Below are 23814 nucleotides of genomic sequence, written 5' to 3' on the forward strand. Positions count from 1 at the left end.
CAGAAGGTGCAACAGCACCTTCTGAAGAAAGCTTCAGACTGCACTTTTTTTCAGCAGGCTGAGAACAAACAATAACGTTGCACTCAGTACCACTGAAGGTCCGGCTGGGGTATCGTAAACGGCCGAAAATGCCATACCGCCGGTGACCGCCAGCATTCCACAGATGACCGCTAAACCCGCCATTTGCTCAGGGGAGCGAGAGAAACGTCGTGCAGTGGCAGCCGGAATAATCAGCAGGGAAGTGATAATGAGTGCTCCGACAAATTTCATGGCGACCCCTATCGTCAGAGCGGTGGTAAGCATCAGCAATATCCGGCAACGTTGCAGATTAACACCTTCAATCTGTGCAAGTTCAGGACTAATGGTCATCGACAGTAGTGAACGCCACTGCCAGAGCAGCAACAGAACTACTGCCAGTACTCCGCCCCCGATAATCCACAGGTCACCGGGAGCCACTGAGAGTAAGTCCCCGAACAGATAGGCCATCAGGTCGACTCTGATGTTCGACATCAGACTGACCACCACCAGGCCGAGTGATAATGCACTGTGGGCCATGATGCCTAGTAAGGTATCGATAGCCAGTTGCTGACGATGTTCCAGCAACACCAGCAACAACGCCAGTAACAGTGTTATGGTAATCACGGCATAATAGGGGTTAATGTTCAGTAATAAACCGAACGCCACCCCGAGTAACGAAGCATGTGCCAGTGTATCGCCAAAGTATGACATGCGCCGCCAGACCACAAATGAACCCAGGGGACCTGCGGCCAGCGTCAGTAGCATTCCACCCAGCCAGCCGGGCAACAGTAACTCAATCATCGGTGGTCATTCCCCTTACGCAACACGATCCGGCCTTGCAGGTCATGGCGATGATTATGGTGGTGACGATAGATCGCCAGTTCTTCTGCACCACGCGGTCCAAACAAGGCAATAAATTCCGGATGCTGTGTAACAATTTCCGGGGTGCCTGAACAACAAATGTGATGATTCAGGCACAACACCTCATCGGTCCTGGCCATGACCAGATGCAGGTCATGTGAGACCATCAGCACTCCACAGTTCAACTCAAGACGCAACTGATTAATCAGATCGTAAAGAGCAACCTGACCGTTGACATCGACCCCCTGGGTCGGTTCATCCAGTACCAGCAGCTGCGGACGACCGGGTAGTGCGCGAGCCAGCAGTACCCGTTGTAGTTCTCCACCAGAAAGCGTTTGCAAAGCTGAGTGTTGCAGGTGTGCTGACTGTACCCGGCTCAGTGCCGGTAATACATCGGCTGCTTTGACGCGCGGAGAAAGGCGCATAAACCGGTCCACGGTGAGAGGAAGAGTGGGGTCAATATGCAATTTTTGCGGTACGTACCCGGTCGTCAGTCCATGAATACGGCGGACAGTGCCCTGCTGAGGTTTAAGTAAACCCAGAATCAGGCGGACTAACGTCGATTTACCCGCGCCATTGGGCCCCATCAGTGTCAGAATTCTTCCGGCCTTAAGTGACAGAGTAATATTGCTTAAAACATTGCGTTGACCAAAGTCTACCGAGATGTTGTCTAGCGCGACCAGTTCAGTCATGATTTTTACAGTTTGCAACAAAAATATAATGTTATAATATCACAATTATTGACGATATTATTAAGGTTTGAATTAAAATGTTACATTTTAAATCGTATTATTTCCCACTGTTTTCTGCGCTCTCTGTTTGCAGTTTATTTCCGGTCACTGCACACAGTGAAGTGGTCACTTCGATCAAACCCCTGGCCTTTATTGCGGCAGCCATCGCAGACGGTGTGACCCCGGTGAGTGTGGTACTGCCTGACGGTGCCTCAGAGCATGACTATGCGCTGCGTCCTTCTGATATAAAACGTATAAAAAACGCAGAGTTAGTTATCCGGGTTGGGCCGGAGATGGAGGCCTATATGAGCAGTGCGATGGCGGCTTTACCGGCAGATAAAACATTACAACTTGCGGTTCTGCCTACGGTGACACCGTTATTACTCAAGGGAGATGATGATCATGATCACGAACATCCTCACGATGATCACGTATCCTCAGCTACGGAGAACTCCGATGTTCATCATTCCCATGGTGAATATAATATGCATATCTGGATGTCGCCAAAGATAGCCGAAGCATCGGCAATTGCAATTCATGATAAATTGTTGGAACTTATACCAAATCGTAAAGACCAACTGGATGCTAACCTGGAATTTTTTAAAGCCGGGCTGGCTGAGACCGATAAACAAATACGTACCCGGCTGGCACCGGTAAGTCAGGAAGGCTATTTCGTTTTTCATGATGCCTACGGCTATTTTGAGAACTATTTTGGTCTGTCGCCGCTGGGGCATTTTACTGTGAATCCTGAAATCCAACCCGGAGCTCAGAGATTACACCAAATAAGAACACAGTTGGTTGAGCAGAAGGCCGTATGCGTCTTTGCTGAGCCACAATTCAGGCCAGCCGTCATCGATGCGGTTGCCCGTGGTACGTCGGTGCGTAAAGGTACTCTTGACCCATTGGGGATGAATATCGGAGTCACCCGTGAGAGTTATGTGCAATTTTTGTCACAACTGTCTGTTCAGTACACGAGCTGCCTGAAAGGAGCATAAAAGGAAAATAAATTAGTGCAACAGATTGCCCGTTCTGTCGCCCTGGCATTTAACAACCTGCCGCGACCTCATCGTATTATTCTGGGGTCGCTGAGCGTAATTACGCTGGCTGTCGCAGTATGGCAGCCTCCGTTTTACCCGCATGGCGATATATCAGAATCGATAGTCAGAAATATTGAAACAGACAGCCAGCAACTGAGTCAGATCCTGCCTGAAGCCAGTGAGCCGCTGGATCAGGATAATTCAACTGCAGATGAAGAAGAGGTTCCGCCAGAGGGGGCGGGAGACAGCGATACACCGACTGGCCGTGATTACACGGTATCTGCGGGTGATACGCTGAGCAGTATCCTTAATCAGTATGGTATTGATCTTTCGGATATCAATTCGCTGGTCAACAGTGATAAAGCACTGCGTAATCTTAATGTAGGGCAGAGTCTGAGCTGGACACTTAATGCAGATGGCCAGTTACAGTCGCTGAGTTGGGAAATTTCACGTCGCGAAACCCGTGATTATCAGCGTACTGCTCAGGACAGCTTTACCATGACGCCGACTATCCAGAAAGGTATCTGGAAAGATTCCGTATTACGTGGAGCGGTGCAGGGGAGTTTCTCCCAGAGCGCCCAGCGTGCCGGGTTATCGGCGGCAGAAGCCAGTGCGGTGATTAAGGCGCTGCAATGGCAAATGGATTTTCGTAAATTACGGGCAGGAGATAAATTTAGTGTCCTGATGTCGCGAGAAAATCTCGATGGTAAAACCATGCAGAGCCAGTTACTCGGCGTGCGGTTACGATCCTCCGGTAAAGATTATTACGCTTTTCGGGCTGATGACGGAAAATTTTATGACCGCAATGGTTCAGGATTGTCACGAGGGTTCCTGCGTTTCCCGACAGTGAAACAGTTCCGTGTTTCCTCTAATTTCAACCCGCGTCGCCTTAACCCTGTCACTGGCCGGATAGCACCTCACCGCGGTGTGGATTTTGCCCTGCCGATTGGTACGCCGGTACTGGCTGTAGGAGATGGTGAAGTCATCACCGCTAAAAATGGCGGAGCCAGTGGAATTTATGTTGCTTTGCGTCATGGCCGTCAGTATATGACCCGCTATATGCACCTGAGCCGTTTACTGGTTAAACCCGGGCAGAAAGTAAAACGTGGTGATCGTATCGCATTATCCGGTAATACCGGTCGTTCAACCGGACCGCACCTGCATTACGAAATCTGGATTAATAACCAGGCAGTGAATCCACTCACCGCGCAGATGCCAAGAATGGAAGGTTTGAATGGCAGTGCCCGCAAACAGTACCTGGCCGATGTAAAAGGCTGGCAAAAGCAACTAACGTTTTAAACCTAAGGAAGAAACTCAGTCAGAAAGCCGGGGGATTGTTACCCGGCTTTTTTCATTTATGCAGATGATTATTGCAAAATATCCCTTCAGCACTATCATAATCCCGGTATATACAGAGGCCAGTGCATGAAGAATGAAAAAAAGAACAATGTTGAATTTATTCCGCAGTTTAAGACGGAATTTCTTAAGCCTCGCTACTGGGGCAACTGGGTAGCCATTGCTGCTCTGGGGGGAATGGCTTTGTTGCCGGTCTCTGTCCGTGATCCGGTGCTGGGAACACTGGGCAAGTGGGTGGGCCGGTGGGCCAAAAGTGCCCGCAGACGCGCCCGAATTAATCTGTTGTATTGCCTGCCGGAGTTACCGGAACAACAGCGTGAACAGATCATCGATAAAATGTTTGCTACCGCACCTCAGGCTATGGTGATGATGGCTGAACTGGCGTTAAAAAAACCGCAGTCAGTTCGTAAAAGGGTGGTCTGGCATGGTCGCGAGATCATCAGTCAGTTACAGGAACAGCAACAGAACGTTATCTTTCTGGTGCCTCATGGCTGGGGAGTAGATATTCCTGCGATGCTGCTCGCTTCTGAAGGCCAGAAGATGGCCGCGATGTTTCATAATCAGAAAAATCAACTGATGGATTACCTCTGGAATCGCTTACGCCGCCGGTATGGTGGCCGTATGCATGCGCGCAATGACGGGATAAAACCCTTTATTAGTTCGGTACGGCAGGGGTTCTGGGGGTACTATCTCCCTGATCAGGATCACGGCGCGGAACATAGTGAATTTGTTGATTTTTTTTCGACCTATAAAGCGACACTGCCGGCCATCGGGAGGCTGATGAAGGTCTGTCGCGCACAGGTTGTGCCGTTATTTCCGGTATACAACGGGAAAACGCATCAGCTGGATATTTTTATCCGTCCGCCAATGGAGGGTCTGGAGCAAGCCGATGATCGAACGTTAGCGTGGCGTATGAATCAGGAAGTCGAAGTATTCGTCCGACCGAATCCGGAACAGTACACATGGATTCTTAAGTTGCTGAAAACCCGTAGGGAAGGGGATATTGAACCCTACAGACGCAAAGACCTGTAATCACTGAACACTTACACTGCGGGCAATTAGTCTGCCCGCAGTAGGGTGAGAATTACTCTACTCTGAGCACACGGCTGGTATTGGTCGTTCCGCTGGCACCCATCACATCCCCCTGGGTTACAATCACCAGATCACCGGTCATCAGATAACCTTTATCACGTAACAGGGTGACAGCATCGTAAGCTGCGGCCACGCCATCTGTATAACTTTTAAATGCAACCGGAGTGACACCGCGATACAAAGCGGCCAGGCTGAGCGTTTTTGGATGGCGGGACATCGCAAAAATCGGTAATCCCGAGGTGATGCGTGAAGTCATCAGTGCTGTTCTGCCTGACTCAGTCATAGTAATAATGGCACTCACCCCCCGCAGATGATTCGCGGCATACATGGCAGACATGGCTATCGCTTCTTCGATATTATCAAACTGCACATCGAGACGATGTTTTGAGACGTTCACACTGGGGATCTTTTCCGCACCAAGACAAACTTTAGCCATGGCACTCACCGTTTCTGCAGGATACTGACCCGCGGCAGTTTCCGCTGACAGCATGACAGCATCTGTCCCATCCAGTACGGCGTTCGCCACATCCATAACTTCCGCACGGGTAGGCATTGGGTTAGTAATCATCGATTCCATCATCTGTGTTGCGGTAATCACGGTACGGTTGAGCTGTCGGGCACGACGGATCAGGGTCTTCTGAATCCCTACCAGTTCAGGATCGCCGATTTCTACACCGAGATCGCCACGGGCGACCATGACAACATCACAGGCGAGGATAATATCATCCATGGCAGCCTGGGTTGCCACGGCTTCTGCACGTTCCACCTTAGCGACAATCTGAGCATGACAACCCGCTTCCTGAGCCAGTTTGCGGGCATACTGCAGATCGGCGCCGGAACGTGGGAAAGAGACGGCCAGATAATCGACACCAATTTTGGCTGCGGTATGGATGTCCGCCTTGTCTTTTTCGGTGAGCGCTGCGGCAGATAAACCGCCGCCCAGCTTATTAATCCCTTTATTATTTGACAGTGGACCACCGACAGTGACTTCGGTAAATACCTGAGTGTCATTGACCTGTAATACTTTTAACTGAACCCGGCCGTCGTCCAGTAATAAAATATCACCGGGTACAACATCCTGAGGTAAGCCTTTGTAATCAATGCCGACTTTATCTTTATCACCTTCGCCTTTACCCAGGCCGGCATCGAGTAAGAAGGCATCGCCGACATTCAGAAATACTTTTCCGTCTTTGAAAGTGGATACACGGATTTTTGGACCCTGCAGATCTCCGAGAATAGCGACATGGCGTCCCAGTTTTGCTGCAATTTCACGTGTTTTATCTGCCCGGGCCTGGTGATCTTCAGGACTACCATGCGAAAAGTTGAGACGAACTACGTTAGCCCCTGCTGCGATGATCTTTTCAAGGTTATTATCGCGATCAGTAGCGGGGCCAAGGGTAGTAACGATTTTGGTTCTTCTGAGACGTCGTGACATTGAAGGACTCCATTGACAAAAAAATGCGGGTGGCTGCCGCATCAGAATTTATGCCGGTATTCTAGCTGAAAGGTGTTACCCATTTCGAGCTAAAATGTTGTCATAATGTTAAGTGTGTCGGTGCCTGTACTATTATTATCTCAGCGCTATTTGAGCGGCAGATCTTTGATACGGTGCAACTAAAAATGAAATAATTTTTTCTGCCTGAGACCGGGTAAAAATAAGGACGCTAACACCCTAAACTGTGACAGAAAAAAAGTCACCGGCTATTATTGTCGGAGGTAATTTCAATCTTAGCCACACAGTAAAAATGGCGCAGAAATGATAAAATGGCCTAAGGGATAAGTTATCACTCATAGTTTCACGTAGATATGAAGACTGTGATTCTGTGTACCGGGAGTACTTTGCAGGCGCATCTACAAAACCCATTGAAACATCAGGGGATTAACCTTGTATTTACCTGGTGTTATGAAAGCAGTACAGTGTAACGCAATTGAATAATGAAAGAGTCCGACAATGTCAGCAGACAGTGACGGTAATTCTGCAACGAGGAGAATAGAATGTCGGTAACCCATCAGGCCCAGGCATGTGATCTGGTCATTTTCGGTGCCAAAGGCGATCTCGCACGCCGCAAGCTGTTGCCATCCCTGTATCAGCTGGAAAAAGCCGGACAGATCCATGAAGATTCACGCATCATTGGTGTAGGCAGGGCAGAATGGGATAAAGCTGCCTACATTAAAGTGGTTCGTGAAGCACTGGAAACCTTTATGAAGGAAAAGATCGATGAAGCGCTGTGGGATAAACTCAGCAATCGTCTCGATTTTTGTAACCTGGATGTCAACGACAGCGCCCATTTTGCTCGTTTAGGCAAGATGCTGGACCAGAAAAAACGTACCACCATCAACTACTTTGCGATGCCACCCAATACGTTTGGGGCTATTTGTAAAGGTCTGGGCCAGGCGAAACTGAATGCCAAACCTGCACGTGTGGTGATGGAAAAACCTCTGGGTACCTCTCTGGAAACTTCCCGTGAAATCAACGACAGTGTCGGGGAGTATTTTGAAGAAAGTCAGGTATTCCGTATCGACCATTACCTGGGTAAAGAAACTGTACTGAATCTTCTGGCACTGCGTTTTGCTAACTCTATCTTCGTGAATAACTGGGATAACCGCACTATCGATAGTGTGCAAATCACTGTTGCTGAAGAGGTGGGTATTGAAGGTCGTTGGGGTTATTTTGATAAAGCCGGCCAGATGCGGGATATGATTCAGAACCACCTGTTGCAGATTCTGACTATGATTGCGATGTCTCCTCCTTCAGATCTGGGTGCTGACAGTATCCGTGATGAGAAAGTGAAAGTGCTGCGTTCGCTGCGTCGAATTGATCAGTCTAACGTCCGTGATAAGACGGTGCGTGGCCAGTACACTGCCGGTTTTGTACAGGGTAAAAAAGTGCCAGGTTATCTGGAAGAAGAGGGTGCTAACAAAACCAGTACCACCGAAACTTTTGTCTCTATCCGGGTAGATATTGATAACTGGCGCTGGGCCGGCGTACCCTTCTATCTGAGAACCGGTAAACGTCTGCCATCCAAATGTTCAGAGGTGGTCGTTTACTTCAAAAATCCGGAACTGAATCTGTTCAAAGATTCTTACACCGAGTTACCACAGAATAAACTGACCATTCGACTGCAGCCGGATGAAGGCGTTGCAATCGAAATTCTGAATAAAGTGCCTGGCCTGGATCACAAGCACAAACTTCAGACGACTAAGCTGGATCTGAGTTTTTCAGAGACCTTCAATCAGTCACACCTTGCGGATGCTTATGAGCGCCTGCTGTTGGAAACCATGCGCGGTATTCAGGCGTTGTTTGTACGTCGTGATGAAGTTGAAGCCGCCTGGACATGGGTTGACTCTATCATTGAAGCATGGGCAGTCGATGGTGAAGGTGCTAAACCTTATCAGGCAGGTACCTGGGGGCCGGTCGCTTCTGTCGCGATGATCACCCGTGACGGGCGTTCGTGGAATGAATTTGAATAATTCATCCTGCTAAATATTCTTAAGGCCTGCAACGCAGGCCTTTTTTTGACACAAACCAGTCTGTAAACTGCCACAGCTTTCTCTGCTATTTTGTCTGAATTGCTCTTATCCCGGTCGGGACTCCGTACAGTGACCATTCTAATGCGTTGTCTTTAAATAAAAAAAATATTATGCAATGAGGTATTCGTCTTTCTAATAAGACCACATCCCTCTGCGGCTCACAGAATTATTCCTGTGTCAGCGACAAAAAATTCTGATTCGCTACACTATAACATCCTGCGCAGTACCGGCACGGTTAGCACTCTCATGGAAAATTATGTTAAGGATGATTCGGGATGAAACATGCGGTTTCTCTGGCAGCACTGATAGCTGCACTTCTGTCGGTCAATACTAAGGTAAATGCGGCTGAACACAGCCTGAGTCTGGGGTATACCCGGGCAAAGCTGGGTTCAGTTAGATTACATGGGGCAGATATTAAGTATCGCTTTGAATGGGGATCACCATGGAGTGTGATTGGCTCTTTCAGCTTCCAGACCAAAAATACCGGGCTTATCAGCGACAATTCGCAAGGGATAAAAAGTGGGGAAAACAAGATCAAAATAGGATCTCTGATGGCGGGACCCGCCTGGCGATTCAATGAATTTTTCAGTTTGTATGGCATGGCCGGCTTGAATAAGCTGAAGCTGCATCAGCAATGGAAAATGAATCAGGCAAACAGTAATGGTACTCAGTCATCAGAACAGTTTTCCGATTCATTTCATCATTTATCTCCGGTAATTAGCATAGGTACCCAGATTAATCCGCTTAATTCAGTCGTGCTTGATTTGTCCTACTCTGTTTCGAGACAAAAAACCGGTTATGCACGCTATAACTTCAATGTACTCGGTCTGGGTGTCGGAGTTAAATTCTGATGTCCGGTAGTGACGTGATTACCATTAGTGTGGACAGTGATCCTTGCCGTTATTAATGGTTCCAGGCCTCACTATTACCCTCTGACCCTCAGCAAATTACAGATACAAAACCGGCACTCTGTTCAGGGGGGCCGGTTTGTATTTATCACAGTTTGTTCGGAGGAGCCAGGCAGAGTGGGCAAGATATCTGAATCACTCACTGGCGTTTGTGATCAAGTCAACAGTGGCGGAAGTCTTACCAACTACCGACAAAATATTCTTGCCAACGAAAGTTCCTGCATGATCAGGTTGTTTATTGAACATTGGTTGCCTGTGTAATAGGCGATAAACAAACAGTCACTCACTAATTTACTCCATATTTTATCAAATTGAAAAGAAATGTAAAACTGGCCTTACATAAAAGTGAAATATAAATAAGAATGATTATCACAATCATTACATTGGGTGAGTAGTTCCTTGAAAAAGAAAAATAATGTGGCACCTGCTTTTAAAACGATGAGTACATTAGGCGTGTTCGCTGGAATGTGTGTACTTCCAGTGGCGGTTCAGGCTCAGACTACACAGAAATCAACAAATAGCGACAATTCAACAGTCAGTAAAACGACTATCCGGCAGGCGAATAAAAATATCGCGATAACCGATGCCGGAAACACCATGGTAGTGACCGGGGAGAGCTTACCGTCGTTATATCTTCCACAGAGACTCACTGACCCGAAATTTACCGCGCCGCTGGCAGACACAACCCGTACTGTGACGGTCATTCCGCATAAAGTTATTCAGGAACAGCAGGCGACAACGTTGACTGATGCTTTGAAAAACTCTCCCGGGGTAGGGGCCTTTTTCTCGGGAGAGAACGGCACCACCAACATGGGGGATGCTATCATGATGCGGGGGATTGATACCTCAAATAGCATCTATATCGACGGCATACGTGATATTGAAAGTGTCACCCGCGATACCTTTAATACCCAAAGTATCGAAGTGATTAAAGGTCCGTCAGGATCTGACTACGGGCGAACAGCTCCCTCAGGTTCCATTAATATGGTGAGCAAGCAGCCTGAGTTGTATACCGGAGTTGACGGATCTGTGGGATATGGAAGTGCCTCCGAACGCCGTGCAACCCTCGACTATAACCAGATGCTTAGTGATACCTCTGCTTTCCGGGTCAATGTAATGGGGGACAAAGGGAATACTAAAGGTCGAAATGACGTTAATCATGAAAAATATGGTATTGCACCTTCACTGGCCTTTGGTCTGGGCACATCCACCCGTTGGTACCTGGATTACTTTCATGAGCAACAGGATAATACCCCGGATGGCGGAGTTTATACCGTCGGATTGCCGGAATATACCAACGCAAACAGTGTGTTAAACAATGCCAGTGCTGTGTCGTCTAAAACATTTTACGGCACTGATTCAGATTATGAACACGACATGATCGATACTTTCACTTCACGGGTGGAACACGACTTTAACGATCAAACGACATTGCGTAATACCACGCGTTGGTCTGAGACGCGCCAGCGCTACCTCCTTTCTGCAGTTACGGCGGGGACGGTCACCGAAGATGCCGACGGCTCAGTCTGGGGGATCAGAAAAATGAACTCCAGCGATACTGTCGACAAAATCCTGACTAACCAGACTAACCTGTCCACCAAATTCGATACCTATGGTATTCACCATAATGTCAGTACCGGACTTGAGCTTACTCAGGAAAATTATGTTTCTTATCCTTACGCTTTTAGTAGTAATGCCGTAAACCTGCTGGATCCGGACTCTGATACTTCAGTGACCCGAACTGCCGGTTATGGATCGAAAGCGCGTACTAATACGCTCGGTGTATATGCGTTTGATACGGTTAAGTTGCCATATCGCTTTGAGCTCAACGGCGGATTAAGGCTGGATAGTTATAAAACGCATTACACGGCAGGGAGTGCTACAGGTACCAGTGACCTTAGCCACTCCGGAAATCTGGTTAACTGGAAGGCTGGTGTGCTTTATCACCTGACCAGTGAAGGTAATCTCTATCTTAACTACGGCGTTTCCCAGCAACCACCAGGTGGAACCGACTTCAAACTGACCGATAATTCTACCGACCGTGTATCACGTGGCGGTGAAAACATTGATTTTAAACCTGAGCGGGCCGAAACCTCAGAACTCGGGACCAAATGGTCATTACTGAACAAAAAGCTGTTGCTCAGCGCAGCACTGTTCAGAACCAATATTAAGAATGATGCCGAACTGGATGCAACGACTAATGAGTATGTGCAGACAGGATCAAAACGGGTAGAGGGATATGAGTTGACCGCTCAGGGAGACATTACCGATACAGTACATCTGATGGCGGGTTATACATTACAAAATACCCGTACTGATCAGACCTCGGCTACCAGTGACGGGTCCGACTACATACCGTTTACACCAAGGCATGCATTCACCTCATGGGCAACCTGGGATGTTACTGATGCGGTTACTATCGGGCTTGGGGCACGTTATACCGGCAGTATGCATAAGATTAAAGACAGTGCTTCGGGAACCCCAGCCAGTGTCGATCATTACTGGGTCGCAGACTCAATGGCTACGTGGCGGGTGAATTCCACTCTGGATCTGCAATTTAACCTGTATAACATGTTCAATAAGAAATACATTGCTGCACTGAATCGCAGTGGTTATCGCTACACACCAGGCACACCCCGGACCTGGATGCTGACGGCCAACGTTCATTTCTGACAGCGAAAACCGTTTCCCGTGGTGTGTGCCACGGGAAACGGTGAGCGCTTTTGCGGAACAGGATAATATATACAGTTCCGTTACAGAGTTATCCTGTTGCCCGCAATTTGTGGAACAGGCAGTTATTTATCTGTGACGCTTACTGAGCTGGCCGCTGAGATAGCGCGGCTGACAGCTTCGTCGATAGTTTCACCGGTGGCTAAGGCGACACCGAGTCGGCGGCGACCTTCAATTTCCGGTTTACCAAACAGACGTAACTGCAACCCGGCACCAACGGCCTGTTCTACGGCCGAAAAACGTACATCCTGACTGGTTAACTCTGGCAGGATCACCGCAGATGCGGATGGACCATACTGGCGTACCCCTCCAACCGGTAAACCAAGGAAAGCTCGAACATGCAGGGCAAATTCTGACAGATCCTGAGAAATCAGGGTCACCATTCCTGTATCATGCGGGCGAGGCGAAACTTCGCTGAAGATAACGTCATCACCACAGACAAACAGTTCAACACCAAACAGACCATAACCACCCAGCGCCTTAACCACCGACTCTGCAATCTGTTGAGCCCGTTGCAATGCTAAATCACTCATGGCTTGTGGCTGCCATGATTCGCGGTAATCCCCGTCCTCCTGACGATGTCCGATGGGCGCACAGAAGTGAATTCCGTCGGCAGCATGGACGGTGAGTAGTGTAATTTCAAAATCAAACTTCACCACTGCCTCGACGATAACCCGTCCCGCACCGGCACGACCACCTTGCTGGGCATACTGCCAGGCTTTTTCCAGCCCTGATTCATCACGAATAAAACTCTGACCTTTACCCGAAGAACTCATGACGGGTTTGACGATACAAGGAAAACCGATTTCGTGAGCGGCAGCCACAAACGCCTGCTGGCTGTCAGCGAACCGATAGTCGGAGGTGGGAAGTGCCAGTTCTTCGGCCGCCAGGCGGCGGATGCCTTCGCGGTTCATGGTCAGTTTTGCAGCACGAGCCGTTGGAACAACATGTACACCTTGTTGTTCAAGTTCCAGTAACTTATCTGTCGCAATGGCTTCAATTTCCGGAACCACATAATCAGGTTTTTCTTTGGCAATAATCGCCGCCAGCGCTTCGCCATCCAGCATATTGATGACATAGCTACGATGTGCCACATGCATTGCCGGTGCGTCAGCATAGCGGTCAACCGCGATGACTTCGACACCCAGCCGCTGACACTCCAGGGCGACTTCTTTCCCCAGTTCACCAGAGCCTAATAACATGACACGTGTTGCTGACGGACGCAGTGCAGTTCCGAGAGTTACCATTATTTCCACCCGTTAATTCTGTTCAAAAACTGCCGCACAGTATAAAGGAAAACGATTGCGCAGGCATTAGCAGGCGATTTCTTTTTTATAATGGTAAAGTCTTGCTATGAGACGGACAGCTACCGTCGTGACACTGTCACCTTTAATCACTGTAGTCGATGTTTTTTCGGCGGAATACGACCCAATTTTTCAGGACAGATACGATGAAAATTCCTAATGCGGCAAGACATCCTCATACAATGGTGATGCACGGTGATACCAGAATTGATGACTATTACTGGCTTCGGGATGATGCAAGGTCCAGCCCGGAAGTGTTGGATTATCTGCGACAGGAAAATAATTATTGTCAGCAACAACTGGCCCCGTTAAAAGCACTGGAAGAGACACTCTACCAGGAGATGGTAGCGCGTATTCCACCAAAAGATCACTCCGTTCCTTATCTTAAAAATGGTTTTTTGTATCAGCAACGTTTTGAAGCAGGGGGCGAATATCCGTTATGGTATCGGGCCCCGGAAACGACGCAGGGAGAACCCCTTTGGCAGTGTCTGATTGACTGTAATAAAAGGGCAGAAACTCATCCGTTCTACAGTCTCGGCGCCCTGGACATTACCACGGACAATACTCTGATGGCGGTTGCAGAGGATTTCCTCTCCCGGCGTCAATATGAAATCCGGTTGTATGATTTACATGAATACCGCTGGTTTCCGGAAGTGCTGACGGGTGTTTCTCCCTCACTGATGTGGGCCAATGATGGTCGCACGTTATTCTATGTGCGTCAGGATCCCGAAACATTATTACCCTGGCAGGTGTGGTGCCATGAAGCGGGTACGCCGGTCAGCCAGGATCAACTGGTCTATCAGGAGGATGATGACAGTTTTTATGTCAGCCTCGGGAAAACGACTTCTGAAGATTACATCGAAATTATTATCGACAGTACGACAACCAGCGAAATTTGGCTGGTAGATGCCAGTCAACCTCGTTCCGAACCTGAGTGCTTTTTACCCCGCCGGGAAGGGCATGAGTATGGGCTCGATCATTATCAGCAGCAGTTTTATATCCGCTCAAACACCGCCGGTATTAACTTTGCCCTGTACAGTGCCGACGAGTGCCAACGGGATGAAATGCACTGGAAAACGCTGATACCGGTCAGGGAACACCGGGTTCTGGAAGATTTTCAGGTGTTCCGCGACTGGCTGGTGACAGAAGAGCGGGAAAACGGGTTAAGTTGCCTGTCACAATATCATCGTTTCCGTGATGAACAGCGGTTGATCAGCTTCGATGACCCGACTTATGTGACCTGGCTGGGTTACAACCCGTCGCCGGAAACTTCGCAACTACGCTACGGTTACTCTTCAATGACAACTCCGGCCACTACCTACCAGCTCGATCTTGACAGTGGTGAACGCAAAACCCTGAAACAGAGCGCGGTGAAAGGGTTTTCGGCCGTTAAGTATCACAGCGAATATCTCTGGCTGACAATGGATGATGACTGTCAGGTTCCGGTATCGCTGGTTTACCGGAAAGACCTGTTCAGGCGTGGGGAAAACCCCTTGCTGGTATACGGGTATGGTGCCTACGGCAGCAGCATGGACGCAGATTTTAGCAGTAGCCGACTCAGCCTGCTCGATCGGGGATTTGTGTATGCCTTAATTCATATTCGTGGTGGTGGCGAGCTGGGCCAGGCCTGGTATGATGCCGGCCGGCTCAAAAATAAGCAGCATAGTTTTAGTGATTTTATCCAGTCGACCCGGCAACTTCTTGAGCGGGGTTATGGCCACCCACAGCGATGCTATGCCATGGGCGGAAGTGCTGGCGGCTTGCTGATGGGGGCGGTGGTGAACCAGGCCCCTGAGCTGTATCACGGGGTGGTGGCTCAGGTGCCATTCGTGGATGTGGTTACCACCATGCTGGATGAAAGCATACCGCTGACCACCGGTGAATATGATGAATGGGGAAATCCGCAACAGGCTGACAGCTATGCTATTATCCGTGCTTACAGCCCTTATGATAACGTGGCTTCTCAGGACTATCCGCATATGCTGGTGACAACAGGACTACACGATTCTCAGGTGCAATACTGGGAACCTGCAAAATGGGTGGCAAAGTTACGCGATAAAAAAACCGACAATAATCTGCTGTTACTCTGGACGGATTTGGATGCCGGGCACGGGGGGAAATCAGGGCGTTTCAAGGCTTATGAAGACACTGCGATGGAAAGCGCATTTCTGATTGCACTGGCGGAAGGCAAGCTGCCGCCGGCCGAACCTCAGGGCTGATCTCTCAGATAACGCTGTAATGTCTGACGGAAAGCAGGGCGTAAGTCCGTCAGGTTGTCCAGCATCCAGCGCAGGTAGCCCGGGTTTTTACGGGCTACCAGTGCGACAGGTTGACCACGGTATTTACCGAACGGAAACACATCATCACCATCAGCGGCGGCGGCAGGCTGACAAATTTCCCGCATTTGCGACGCGTCCCAGCCGGACTCGTCAATAATTCTTAGCAATAACGCCGCAGTGATGTAACAGTCATACAAGGCGCGGTGAGCATGCAAATCGGGCGGCGGATTGACTTCGAGTTTCAGGCTGTGGCGTAAAGCCTGGTTACCGTACTTTATCCCCGGCCACAATTTGCGAGCCATTTTTAGGGTGCACAACCATTGCCCTCCCATTTCAGGCAATACCCGCCGGTCAAAACTGGCATTATGCGCAACATAGCAATCACTGCCCTGATAGCGGGTAATGATCTGCTCCAGCGGGGGCTTATCTGCCACCATCTGTGGGGTAATCCGGTGAATTGCCATCGCCTGATGGCTGATTGGCCGGTCGGGGCAGACCAAATCACTCATTGGGTTGACAATCTGACCGTTGATTACATCTACGGAGGCAATCTCGACAATCCCGCCCTGCAGATCACAGGTTTCCGTATCAATTACCCGTAACATCAGTTTTTCTGTTTCGGTTCATAAGGTAAACGTGACAGGGTGAGAGAGGTTTGCCGGAATACACCGAGTCGCTGACGAAACCACTCCTGCATCTCAGCAGGCTGCTCTTTTTCGACAATTTCGGCCACTACCGGCATATTATACCGCTCTTTAAAGGCTACGCCGGACGCAGCCAGATCGGTATTGATTCGGTCTTTTTCTTCTGCACTAAGCAGTGCTAAATTAAAACTCATCGGCGACTCCTGATTATTTAGTCACAAAGTAAAACTTTATCCGTCTGCAATCAACCCTTGGGCATAACGACCGGACTCGACAGCAGCATATTAGCGGCGTATCCTTGGCTGCATTGTGCGTCAGCTTACCAATAGTTTCAGGAGATCAGCGTGTTGCATATCGACATGCCGGGCAGAGCGACTGTATTTTCCCTTCCTGAGATATTCCTGTTTTTCTCCATGCGGAGTCACACGTGATTGCTGCCAGCTATATTCTGCTGAGATTTGTCCATTTTACCAGTCTGATATTGCTGACGGGCTGTGCCAGTTACCGGGCCATCCTTGCTCCGAAAGAATATGCGGGACTTCTCTGGTCACACTTAAAAATCGGTGCAGTATGCGCTGCCGTTATTGCATTTGTGTCAGCTGTAGCAATGTTTGCAGTACAGACGATACTTATGAGTGGTGCGACTGACGGCATCTGGCAGGCTTCAGTGTGGAACGCTGTGTCCGGCACCCGATTCGGTCAGGCGTGGTTGCCGGAAATGTTGCTAGCGCTGCTGTGCGTACTGTTGCTCATTTTCAACAGTCGGCGGGCCGGATTTCTGTTGTTGGCGGGGTGTGTTGTCGGGCTGATGCTAATGGCGATGACAGGTCACGCTGCGATGCATGACGGAGTTCGGGGGCTGGCAGGTCAGGTCAGCCAGGCGGTCCATCTGACTGCGGCGACCTTCTGGTGCGGGGGGCTGTTTCCATTGTTATGGCTGATGAAACAGGCCAGCAACCGTCCTGATGATAATAACGCTATCCGGACGATGATGAAGTTTTCCCGCTATGGCCACTGGGCAGTGGCCCTGACGATTATCAGCGGTGTGTTAAATACTGTGCTGATTGCCGGTTTCCCGCTGCACTTTTCTGCCTGGCTACTTTGGCTGTTGTTCAAGGTCAGCCTGGTGTTACTGATGGTAGCTATTGCACTGTATAACCGGTACTGGCTGGTTCCACGTTTTTCCCGTGCTCCGGAGCGGAGCCGTCGCTGGTTTATCCGTCTGACTCAACTTGAATTATTCGTTTCACTGGTGGTGATTGCGGTGGTGAGTTTGTTTGCCACACTATCACCGGTGTAAAGTCATTCCGTTATCACTGTGTATTGAAGGTTTATATTAAATGAAAAAACTACTTCCCTCGCTGTTACTGCTACTGGTCAGCGGCCAGGCATTTGCGACTCAGGTCATCACTGTCAACCGTCTGGAAACTGGCAAAGACATCTGGCCGTTTCGTGACCGCGATGAGATTATGCTGACCTGTGAACAGGATGGTTCATTATTTGCAATTAATCCCTCAACACTGATGAACTATCCTCTGAATGAAAAAGCACAGAACCGGGTGAAGCAGGGGCTGTCTCAGGGAGGGGATATTACTCCGCTGCTTTCTGATGACAAAGATCATCCCGGGCAGAAAATGAGCCTTCAGCCATTGATTAATAAAGCACAATCTTTGTGCGGAAAATAATTCTAAGTGAGGGAAAAACGCGGTGGAATGACTGCGCTGGAAATAAGGCAAAACTCAACTATGATTACTTTGTGAGGCCAACTACCTCGTGATGCCAATTTTTAGCGCACGGCTCTCTGAGCCATTTCCCTGGACCGGTCACAGGATTTGTGCCCGGTCTTTTTTTGCCCCGGTCTAACGAAACAGCCGACCATCTCTGACAAGTTCGCGTGGATAACTGTTTTTAATCCGGTTGCTGACCTTTTTCGCCAGCCCCAGTGGTTGTCCACGATGTAGCACCAGCATTTCCTCTGCCGGCAGTGGCTGCTGAGGATAAATGTCTCTGCCACGAAACCACTCTTCGGCCTCGTCATCCGTCAGTTCAATTGCGGAAGTATGGGCTGAATCGGCTAGTCCAATGACCGCTTCGTTTTGCCAGCGGTAACCTTTAGCAAAGGTTTCAGCCAGCTTTAAGCCAATTCGTGAAAAACGGATACGGCCGAAAAGGGGGACAGCGGCCCGTGGGAATAACCAGATTTCCTTCTCCCTGGACCAGAGTTCAAGGCTGTCATCCCAGCGTAACCCGGAAGCTGCCGCATTCCTGCGGACTTCTGCTGCCTGTTTTAAGGTAAGCGGGCTGAAGGGAAACTTACCCACTTTGTAGGTCGGGGCCGGAAGCGGGGCAACGCTGGCAGTTTTCCGTAAACAGGCGACAAAGAAACCTTCACTATCAAAACAGTGGGGAAAAACGTGGAGATAACCTTCCGGCGTGGCGACGCGTTCTGCACCGCTGAACAATTCAGTCAGGGCAACCACTTCGACAGCGTCCGCGAATTGTGTCAGCAGGGTGTTAACCACCTGCTGATTCTCCAGGGTATTTAATGTACAGGTAGAGTATACCAGGGTTCCGCCGGGTTTCAGGGCATGAAAGGCACTCTGTAGCAGTTGTTGCTGCGTCGCCGCTATCTGTTTGCAGCTATCCATACTCCAGTTTTTGAGTGCCTGGGGATCTTTCCGAATCACTCCTTCGCCGGAGCAGGGAGCATCCAGCAGAATGGCATCGAACTGCTCCGGCAATGCCGGACCGAAGACTGCGGCATCGAAGTGGGTCAGCGCGCTATGGGTCACGCCACAACGGCTGATATTTGCATGCAGTACTTTCACCCGGCTGGCAGAGTATTCATTAGCGAGGATCATACCCTGATTATTCATTCTGGCAGCGATTTGTGTGGTCTTTGAACCCGGGGCGGCGGCCATATCCATCACATACACCGGCGATTCACTGTGGGCAAACAGGGCGGTCACTGGCAGCATAGAACTGGCTTCCTGGATATAAAATAATCCGCTTAAATGTTCGGCTACGCTACCCAGAGGCAGTGATTCATCGGCCCTGCTGACCCAAAACCCTTCTTTGCACCAGGGGACCGGCGTGAGTTGCCAGTCATAGACGGAGACTTGTTCCAGAAAATCATCCACAGATATTTTCAGCGTATTTACGCGGATACTGCGACGTAATGGCTGATGACAGAGGGCTTTAAACCGGGAAAACTGCTGATCATCGGCCAGCAGTTGTTGCATCTGTAACAAAAAGTCTTCGGGGAAAAACAGGGAGTCGGACACAGCAGGCTACCGTCAGAAAATAATCCGTTATTGTAACATGATAACGGACAGCTTGGCTGCCCGTTATCCGTTTACATCAGTTAGTGTGAAATTGCGGTGCCCCATTGCTGCCAGTTTTTAGGGGCTTCATTAAGCAGCAGGAAATGTTTCTCTGCGGTGGCTTCCGGAGCTAATGGAACAGTCGGCGGGGTAGCAAACTGAATCCCGCCACGAATAAACTGCTGGAAGGTTCCTGTTTTGACTACGCCGCCGACCAGGCCAAAGTTCAGACTGTATCCGGAGGCCAGCCAGAAGACCGAGTTGTTCCTGACCAGATACTGATAACGCTGGCTGATACGTATTGCTACCTGTACCCGATCCGCAAGAGTGCCCAAGGATGTTCCGGTGACGGTACCGACTTCAACGCCACGGAATAATACCGGAGTGCCAATGGTCAGAGACCCGGCCTCAGGTGCATCTACATAGAATGTTCTGCCGTTCAGATACCGGGAATCGGTAATGGTCGCCTGTTGCAGCTCAAAACTGCGGGTCACGGCACCTTTGCCCGGGTCAACATTCACATAAGGCTGTAAGAGAGATTCGAGGTGATTCACCCCGGTCGGAGATATTTCAGGTGAAATCACCGAGAAACGACTCCCGGAGCGGGCAAAGTCATTCACATATTCCGGGTAAAGGACCGCTTTAGCCAGAACCTGATTGTTGGCCGCATTTAGTGATAACGACTCGATCTGACCGATGGTGATCCCCAGATAACGGATAGGCATACCGGTGGAGAGTTTGCTACCGTCATAAGTGCGTAATGTAATCTGGCTGCCAATGGCCCTGGCGGCAGTCTCGGTCGGATAAAGTATCCGGGTTTGTCCTGACTGATGATTAGCGCCGTCAAGATTATCAAAACTGATCGCTCCTTTCAGGGCCCGGTTAAGTGGGGTTGCCTGAACAGTAATGCCACTGGTGTTTAACTGTACCCGTGCACCACCTTCAGCCCAAAATACCGTATCTTTAGTGATCAGATTTCTGTACGCAGAGTTAATATGTACCGCCACCAGAAATTTATCTCTGAGAGGAGTTACCGCCACAATTTCACCGACCTGGAAACGACGATACAGCACTACCGACCCTGCCTGAATATCCGGCAGACTGGCGGCGGTCAGTGTCAGCGTGGTAGAAGGTTTGTCACCAGTAACACCTTCTGCTGCTTTACCTGCATCGGCATATAAAGGATAACTACTGACGGGCTGTCCTTTATCGCCTGGCAACAGTCGTATACCGCCCTGTAACCATTCTCCGGGGCTGGCACCTACCATCTGAACACCGTCCAGGCTGACATTGACCCGAAGCTGGCTGTCGGCAACAAATTTACTGTTGGCGTGAACAAATTGCCGGTAAGCCCCGGAAACCGAGACGACAAAACGGACTCCGTTATCGGTCAGTTGACGTTCTGAAACTGTACCAATCGGCACGCCATTAAGGATCAGCGGCTGACCCGGAGAAATGCCGTAGCTGTCATCGGCTGTCAGCTGTACATTGAGTGTTCCCGGGGTCCGCATCAGAGTTTGTGTCGACGGGTATACCGTGAAATGTGATTGTAGGTCGCCAGCCCCCGGTACCAGTACTAATGAATCCCCGGTCAACAGGCTGCTTACAGACGTGTCAGCCAGGCTGAGTTTCGGAGAGTGTAATTCAATCCTGGTCTGACTGCGCATCAGATCAGTCACTGACGGGTCGATGGTCAGTTCACCACTGACATGCTGCGGGTCGGCCAGGTTCAGTTTAGTCAGGGTTCCGACCTGCAGTCCCTGATACATCAGCGGGGTAGATCCTGCAGTCAGGTTGTTACCATCAGGCAGATCGAGGGATATTTTTACGCCGCGGTGGCTTTCTGCCAGGTTAGGATACAGGGTATAGGTTTCATCCGCGGTGGCTGCCGGGCTGGTCGTCGGCGAATCGAATGCAATGGCACCGTTGATCAGCGCCGGCAGGCTATCCATCCGGACATTGACACCATTTAACCCAATACTGGCATCTACTCCTGAAACGTTCCAGAAACGACTGTCTTTTTTCACCAGATTACCATAACGGCGTTCAATCAGGACATCAATGACTACCCCCTGGTTGTCACCATTAACACTGTAGTTATACACCTTACCTACAGGGATTTTTCGGTAGTAGACCAATGACCCGGTAGACAGAGAACCTAAGTCTGTGGCGTTAAGATGTAACATCAACCCGGAGATATTGGTGTTAAACTTCGGTTGCGAATCAAGCGCTGTAAAATTTTCCTGAGGTTTACCTGAACCTGGCATCATTGAGATGTAGTTACCCCCTACCAGCGCATCGAGTCCGGAGACCCCGGCCAGTGATGCCTGTGGTGTGACCAGCCAGAACTGAGTTTTCTCGCGCAGCGCATCTTTCATATCACTTTTAATACTGGCTTTAATGCGGATAGTCCGGTAATCGTCGCTGAGTACAATGCCTTCAACGGTCCCTACCTGTACGCCCTGGTAACGAATAGGTGTACGTCCAGGGACAATACCATCGGCAGTCTGAAAATTGATGGTAATAGAGGTTCCACGCTCCTGATAGTTCTGCCACAGTAGCCAACCGGTGATCAGTAAAGCCACCAATGGCAACAGCCAGAACGGGGAAATTTTGCGCTTTTTGGTTACCGCAGAACTAATCGGCATATTCGGCGTTTCCTGTTGTATATGCATCCCAGATTAAACGACTGTCCAGCCATTCGGCGGCAAGTATCGTCAGGACTACGGCAGAACCGAAGTAAAAAGCAGCCGGTCCCATAGTGAAAGCTAACAACTGATCACGGTTTACCAGTGACATTGTCAGCGAAATGACAAATAAATCGAGCATTGACCAGCGGCCAATCCACTTGATGGCACGCAACAGACGGATTCTGGTTTTCAGGCCCTGAACACAGCGAAAATGGATACTCAGTAGTAACGACAGCATGATGAGAACTTTACTGAAAGGTACCAGAATACTGGCGATAAATACTACCATCGCGACGGGAATATTACCGGAACCCAGGGATAAAATACCTGAAAAAATAGTGTCCTGTTGACGGGCACCATTCAGATAAATCACCGAGATAGGCAACATATTTGCCGGGAACAGGAAAACGATGGAAGAGATGAGTGCCGCCCAGGTCTTTTGCAGGCTATAAGGCATCCGCCGGGATAACCGGGTATGGCAGCGTGGGCAGCGTCCTTTGCTGTCAGCACCGCCACTGAAATGGCAGTTCAGGCAGACGATTATCTTATCTTTCGCCAGCGCTCCCGGAGGCTGAGGGTAATAATGTTGCCATAAAGATTCAGTGTTCATGTTTATCAGAATAAGCAGGCTCAGTAGTGTCAGTGAGATAAATGCAACCAGCCCGTAGCCCGCTTCTAATGAGGCATAATCCTGAACTTTGATGGCGGCGACAGCAATACCCACCAGGTAGATGTCCAGCATGACCCATTCTTTGAGTTTTTCCAGCATCAGCAAAACGGGTCTCAGATTCATTCCCAGGGCGTGTCCAACGACCAGATAAATCATCGACAGTGCCAAAGTGAGCGGAGCACCTATTGCACCGAACATCACCATGGCTGCTGTCAGAACATCGCCCTGAGCCATAATCTGGTAAACGCCCTCCGTGAGGCTGGCATTGATAGCCATCCCCAGCAGAGAAATCCTGAGTAATGGCAGGCTGTAAGCCATAGGCATCAGACACAACATTATTATGGATATCACCACCAGTCGCAGGACCGACCATTCCCGGCCACTGCGGATTTTTGCCATACAACGAGGGCAATACGCTGTTTCGTGCAGGTTCACTTCTGACAGACGAAAAATGATATCGCATTGAGGACATCGGTGAGTGTCACTGTGTAATAATGGATGACTGATTTTGAGTATTTTCATAAATGAATTTGATGGTTACCCGGTGTGGCAGCATAAAATCCTGAATTATCTCAGCGCATGTCTGCTATATTTCTGCCGACGATAATGAAGAGATTTCCCGGACAACAGATTGCTAAGA

18 protein-coding genes are annotated in these 23814 nt (G+C 49.6%); 9 read left to right on the top strand and 9 right to left on the bottom strand.

Features of this window, described 5'->3' with window-relative positions; genetic code table 11:
• Nucleotides 1-33 precede the first annotated feature (33 nt).
• Together znuB and znuC are read right to left on the bottom strand one after the other, a co-directional pair.
• Nucleotides 34-819, bottom strand: a complete 786-nt coding sequence (gene znuB / locus B3Z23_RS07510) for a zinc ABC transporter permease subunit ZnuB (protein WP_294904988.1) — start codon at nt 817-819, stop codon at nt 34-36.
• Nucleotides 816-1571 carry a zinc ABC transporter ATP-binding protein ZnuC gene (znuC, locus tag B3Z23_RS07515; RefSeq protein ID WP_294904990.1) on the bottom strand — a complete coding sequence of 252 codons (756 nt, stop codon included), beginning with the start codon at nt 1569-1571 and terminating at the stop codon, nt 816-818. The genes znuB and znuC overlap by 4 nt, the downstream gene beginning before the upstream one ends.
• A 77-nt stretch (nt 1572-1648) precedes the next feature.
• Between znuC and znuA the strand changes: the two genes are divergently transcribed.
• The 3 genes from znuA (at nt 1649) to lpxM (ending at nt 5035) form a co-directional block, all read left to right on the top strand.
• A complete protein-coding gene (gene znuA, locus B3Z23_RS07520) occupies nt 1649-2605 on the top strand; it encodes a zinc ABC transporter substrate-binding protein ZnuA (RefSeq protein ID WP_294904992.1) in 957 nt (318 codons plus the stop codon).
• Between the two features lie 15 nt (nt 2606-2620).
• Entirely contained in the window at nt 2621-3946 is a 1326-nt protein-coding gene (gene mepM / locus B3Z23_RS07525; protein WP_294904994.1) for a murein DD-endopeptidase MepM, read from the top strand.
• 126 nt (nt 3947-4072) lie between these two features.
• Nucleotides 4073-5035: a lauroyl-Kdo(2)-lipid IV(A) myristoyltransferase gene (gene lpxM / locus B3Z23_RS07530; RefSeq protein ID WP_294904997.1), complete on the top strand. Its 963-nt coding sequence runs from the start codon at nt 4073-4075 to the stop codon at nt 5033-5035.
• A 52-nt stretch (nt 5036-5087) separates the two neighbouring features.
• Here the strand turns inward: lpxM and pyk are convergent, their stop codons facing one another.
• Nucleotides 5088-6530, bottom strand: coding sequence for a pyruvate kinase (gene pyk / locus B3Z23_RS07535; RefSeq protein ID WP_294904999.1), 1443 nt, complete (start codon nt 6528-6530; stop codon nt 5088-5090).
• A gap of 560 nt (nt 6531-7090) precedes the next feature.
• Here pyk and zwf point away from each other — a divergent pair.
• The 3 genes from zwf (at nt 7091) to B3Z23_RS07550 (ending at nt 12207) form a co-directional block, all read left to right on the top strand.
• A complete protein-coding gene (zwf, locus tag B3Z23_RS07540; protein ID WP_294905002.1) occupies nt 7091-8566 on the top strand; it encodes a glucose-6-phosphate dehydrogenase in 1476 nt (491 codons plus the stop codon).
• Nucleotides 8567-8901: 335 nt separating this feature from the next.
• Entirely contained in the window at nt 8902-9477 is a 576-nt protein-coding gene (locus tag B3Z23_RS07545) for an Ail/Lom family outer membrane beta-barrel protein (protein WP_294905005.1), read from the top strand.
• A gap of 495 nt (nt 9478-9972) precedes the next feature.
• Complete coding sequence (locus tag B3Z23_RS07550) at nt 9973-12207, top strand: catecholate siderophore receptor Fiu (RefSeq protein ID WP_294907661.1); 2235 nt, start codon at nt 9973-9975, stop codon at nt 12205-12207.
• A gap of 122 nt (nt 12208-12329) precedes the next feature.
• On the opposite strand, the gene purT is transcribed toward B3Z23_RS07550, so the two are convergent.
• On the bottom strand, nt 12330-13511 hold the full coding sequence (gene purT / locus B3Z23_RS07555; protein WP_294905007.1) for a formate-dependent phosphoribosylglycinamide formyltransferase: 1182 nt from the start codon (nt 13509-13511) through the stop codon (nt 12330-12332).
• A 203-nt stretch (nt 13512-13714) separates the two neighbouring features.
• Between purT and B3Z23_RS07560 the strand changes: the two genes are divergently transcribed.
• Nucleotides 13715-15787, top strand: coding sequence for a S9 family peptidase (locus B3Z23_RS07560; RefSeq protein ID WP_294905010.1), 2073 nt, complete (start codon nt 13715-13717; stop codon nt 15785-15787).
• Here the strand turns inward: B3Z23_RS07560 and exoX are convergent.
• Nucleotides 15778-16452 (bottom strand): exodeoxyribonuclease X, encoded by a 675-nt coding sequence (gene exoX / locus B3Z23_RS07565; RefSeq protein ID WP_294905012.1) that lies wholly within the window; start codon nt 16450-16452, stop codon nt 15778-15780. The two genes, B3Z23_RS07560 and exoX, sit on opposite strands and share 10 nt — an antisense overlap.
• Entirely contained in the window at nt 16452-16685 is a 234-nt protein-coding gene (locus B3Z23_RS07570) for a DNA polymerase III subunit theta (protein ID WP_294905015.1), read from the bottom strand. Before B3Z23_RS07570 ends, exoX begins: the two co-directional genes overlap by 1 nt.
• A 233-nt stretch (nt 16686-16918) precedes the next feature.
• Here B3Z23_RS07570 and copD point away from each other — a divergent pair, with 233 nt between their 5' ends.
• Both copD and B3Z23_RS07580 read left to right on the top strand, forming a co-directional pair.
• Nucleotides 16919-17791, top strand: a complete 873-nt coding sequence (gene copD, locus B3Z23_RS07575; RefSeq protein ID WP_294905018.1) for a copper homeostasis membrane protein CopD — start codon at nt 16919-16921, stop codon at nt 17789-17791.
• Between the two features lie 40 nt (nt 17792-17831).
• Nucleotides 17832-18176 (top strand): DUF2511 domain-containing protein, encoded by a 345-nt coding sequence (locus B3Z23_RS07580; RefSeq protein WP_294905020.1) that lies wholly within the window; start codon nt 17832-17834, stop codon nt 18174-18176.
• Nucleotides 18177-18350: 174 nt separating this feature from the next.
• Here B3Z23_RS07580 and rsmF read toward each other — a convergent pair whose 3' ends face one another.
• The 3 genes from rsmF to yebS form a co-directional block, all read right to left on the bottom strand.
• Entirely contained in the window at nt 18351-19775 is a 1425-nt protein-coding gene (gene rsmF / locus B3Z23_RS07585) for a 16S rRNA (cytosine(1407)-C(5))-methyltransferase RsmF (protein WP_294905022.1), read from the bottom strand.
• An 80-nt stretch (nt 19776-19855) separates the two neighbouring features.
• Nucleotides 19856-22483, bottom strand: a complete 2628-nt coding sequence (locus tag B3Z23_RS07590; RefSeq protein WP_294907664.1) for a PqiB family protein — start codon at nt 22481-22483, stop codon at nt 19856-19858.
• Nucleotides 22452-23696, bottom strand: a complete 1245-nt coding sequence (gene yebS, locus B3Z23_RS07595) for a membrane integrity lipid transport subunit YebS (RefSeq protein WP_294905024.1) — start codon at nt 23694-23696, stop codon at nt 22452-22454. The genes B3Z23_RS07590 and yebS overlap by 32 nt, the downstream gene beginning before the upstream one ends.
• Between the last annotated feature and the right edge of the window lie 118 nt (nt 23697-23814).

This window comes from Tatumella sp. UBA2305, assembly GCF_002345795.1.
Taxonomy (GTDB): domain Bacteria; phylum Pseudomonadota; class Gammaproteobacteria; order Enterobacterales; family Enterobacteriaceae; genus Tatumella; species Tatumella morbirosei.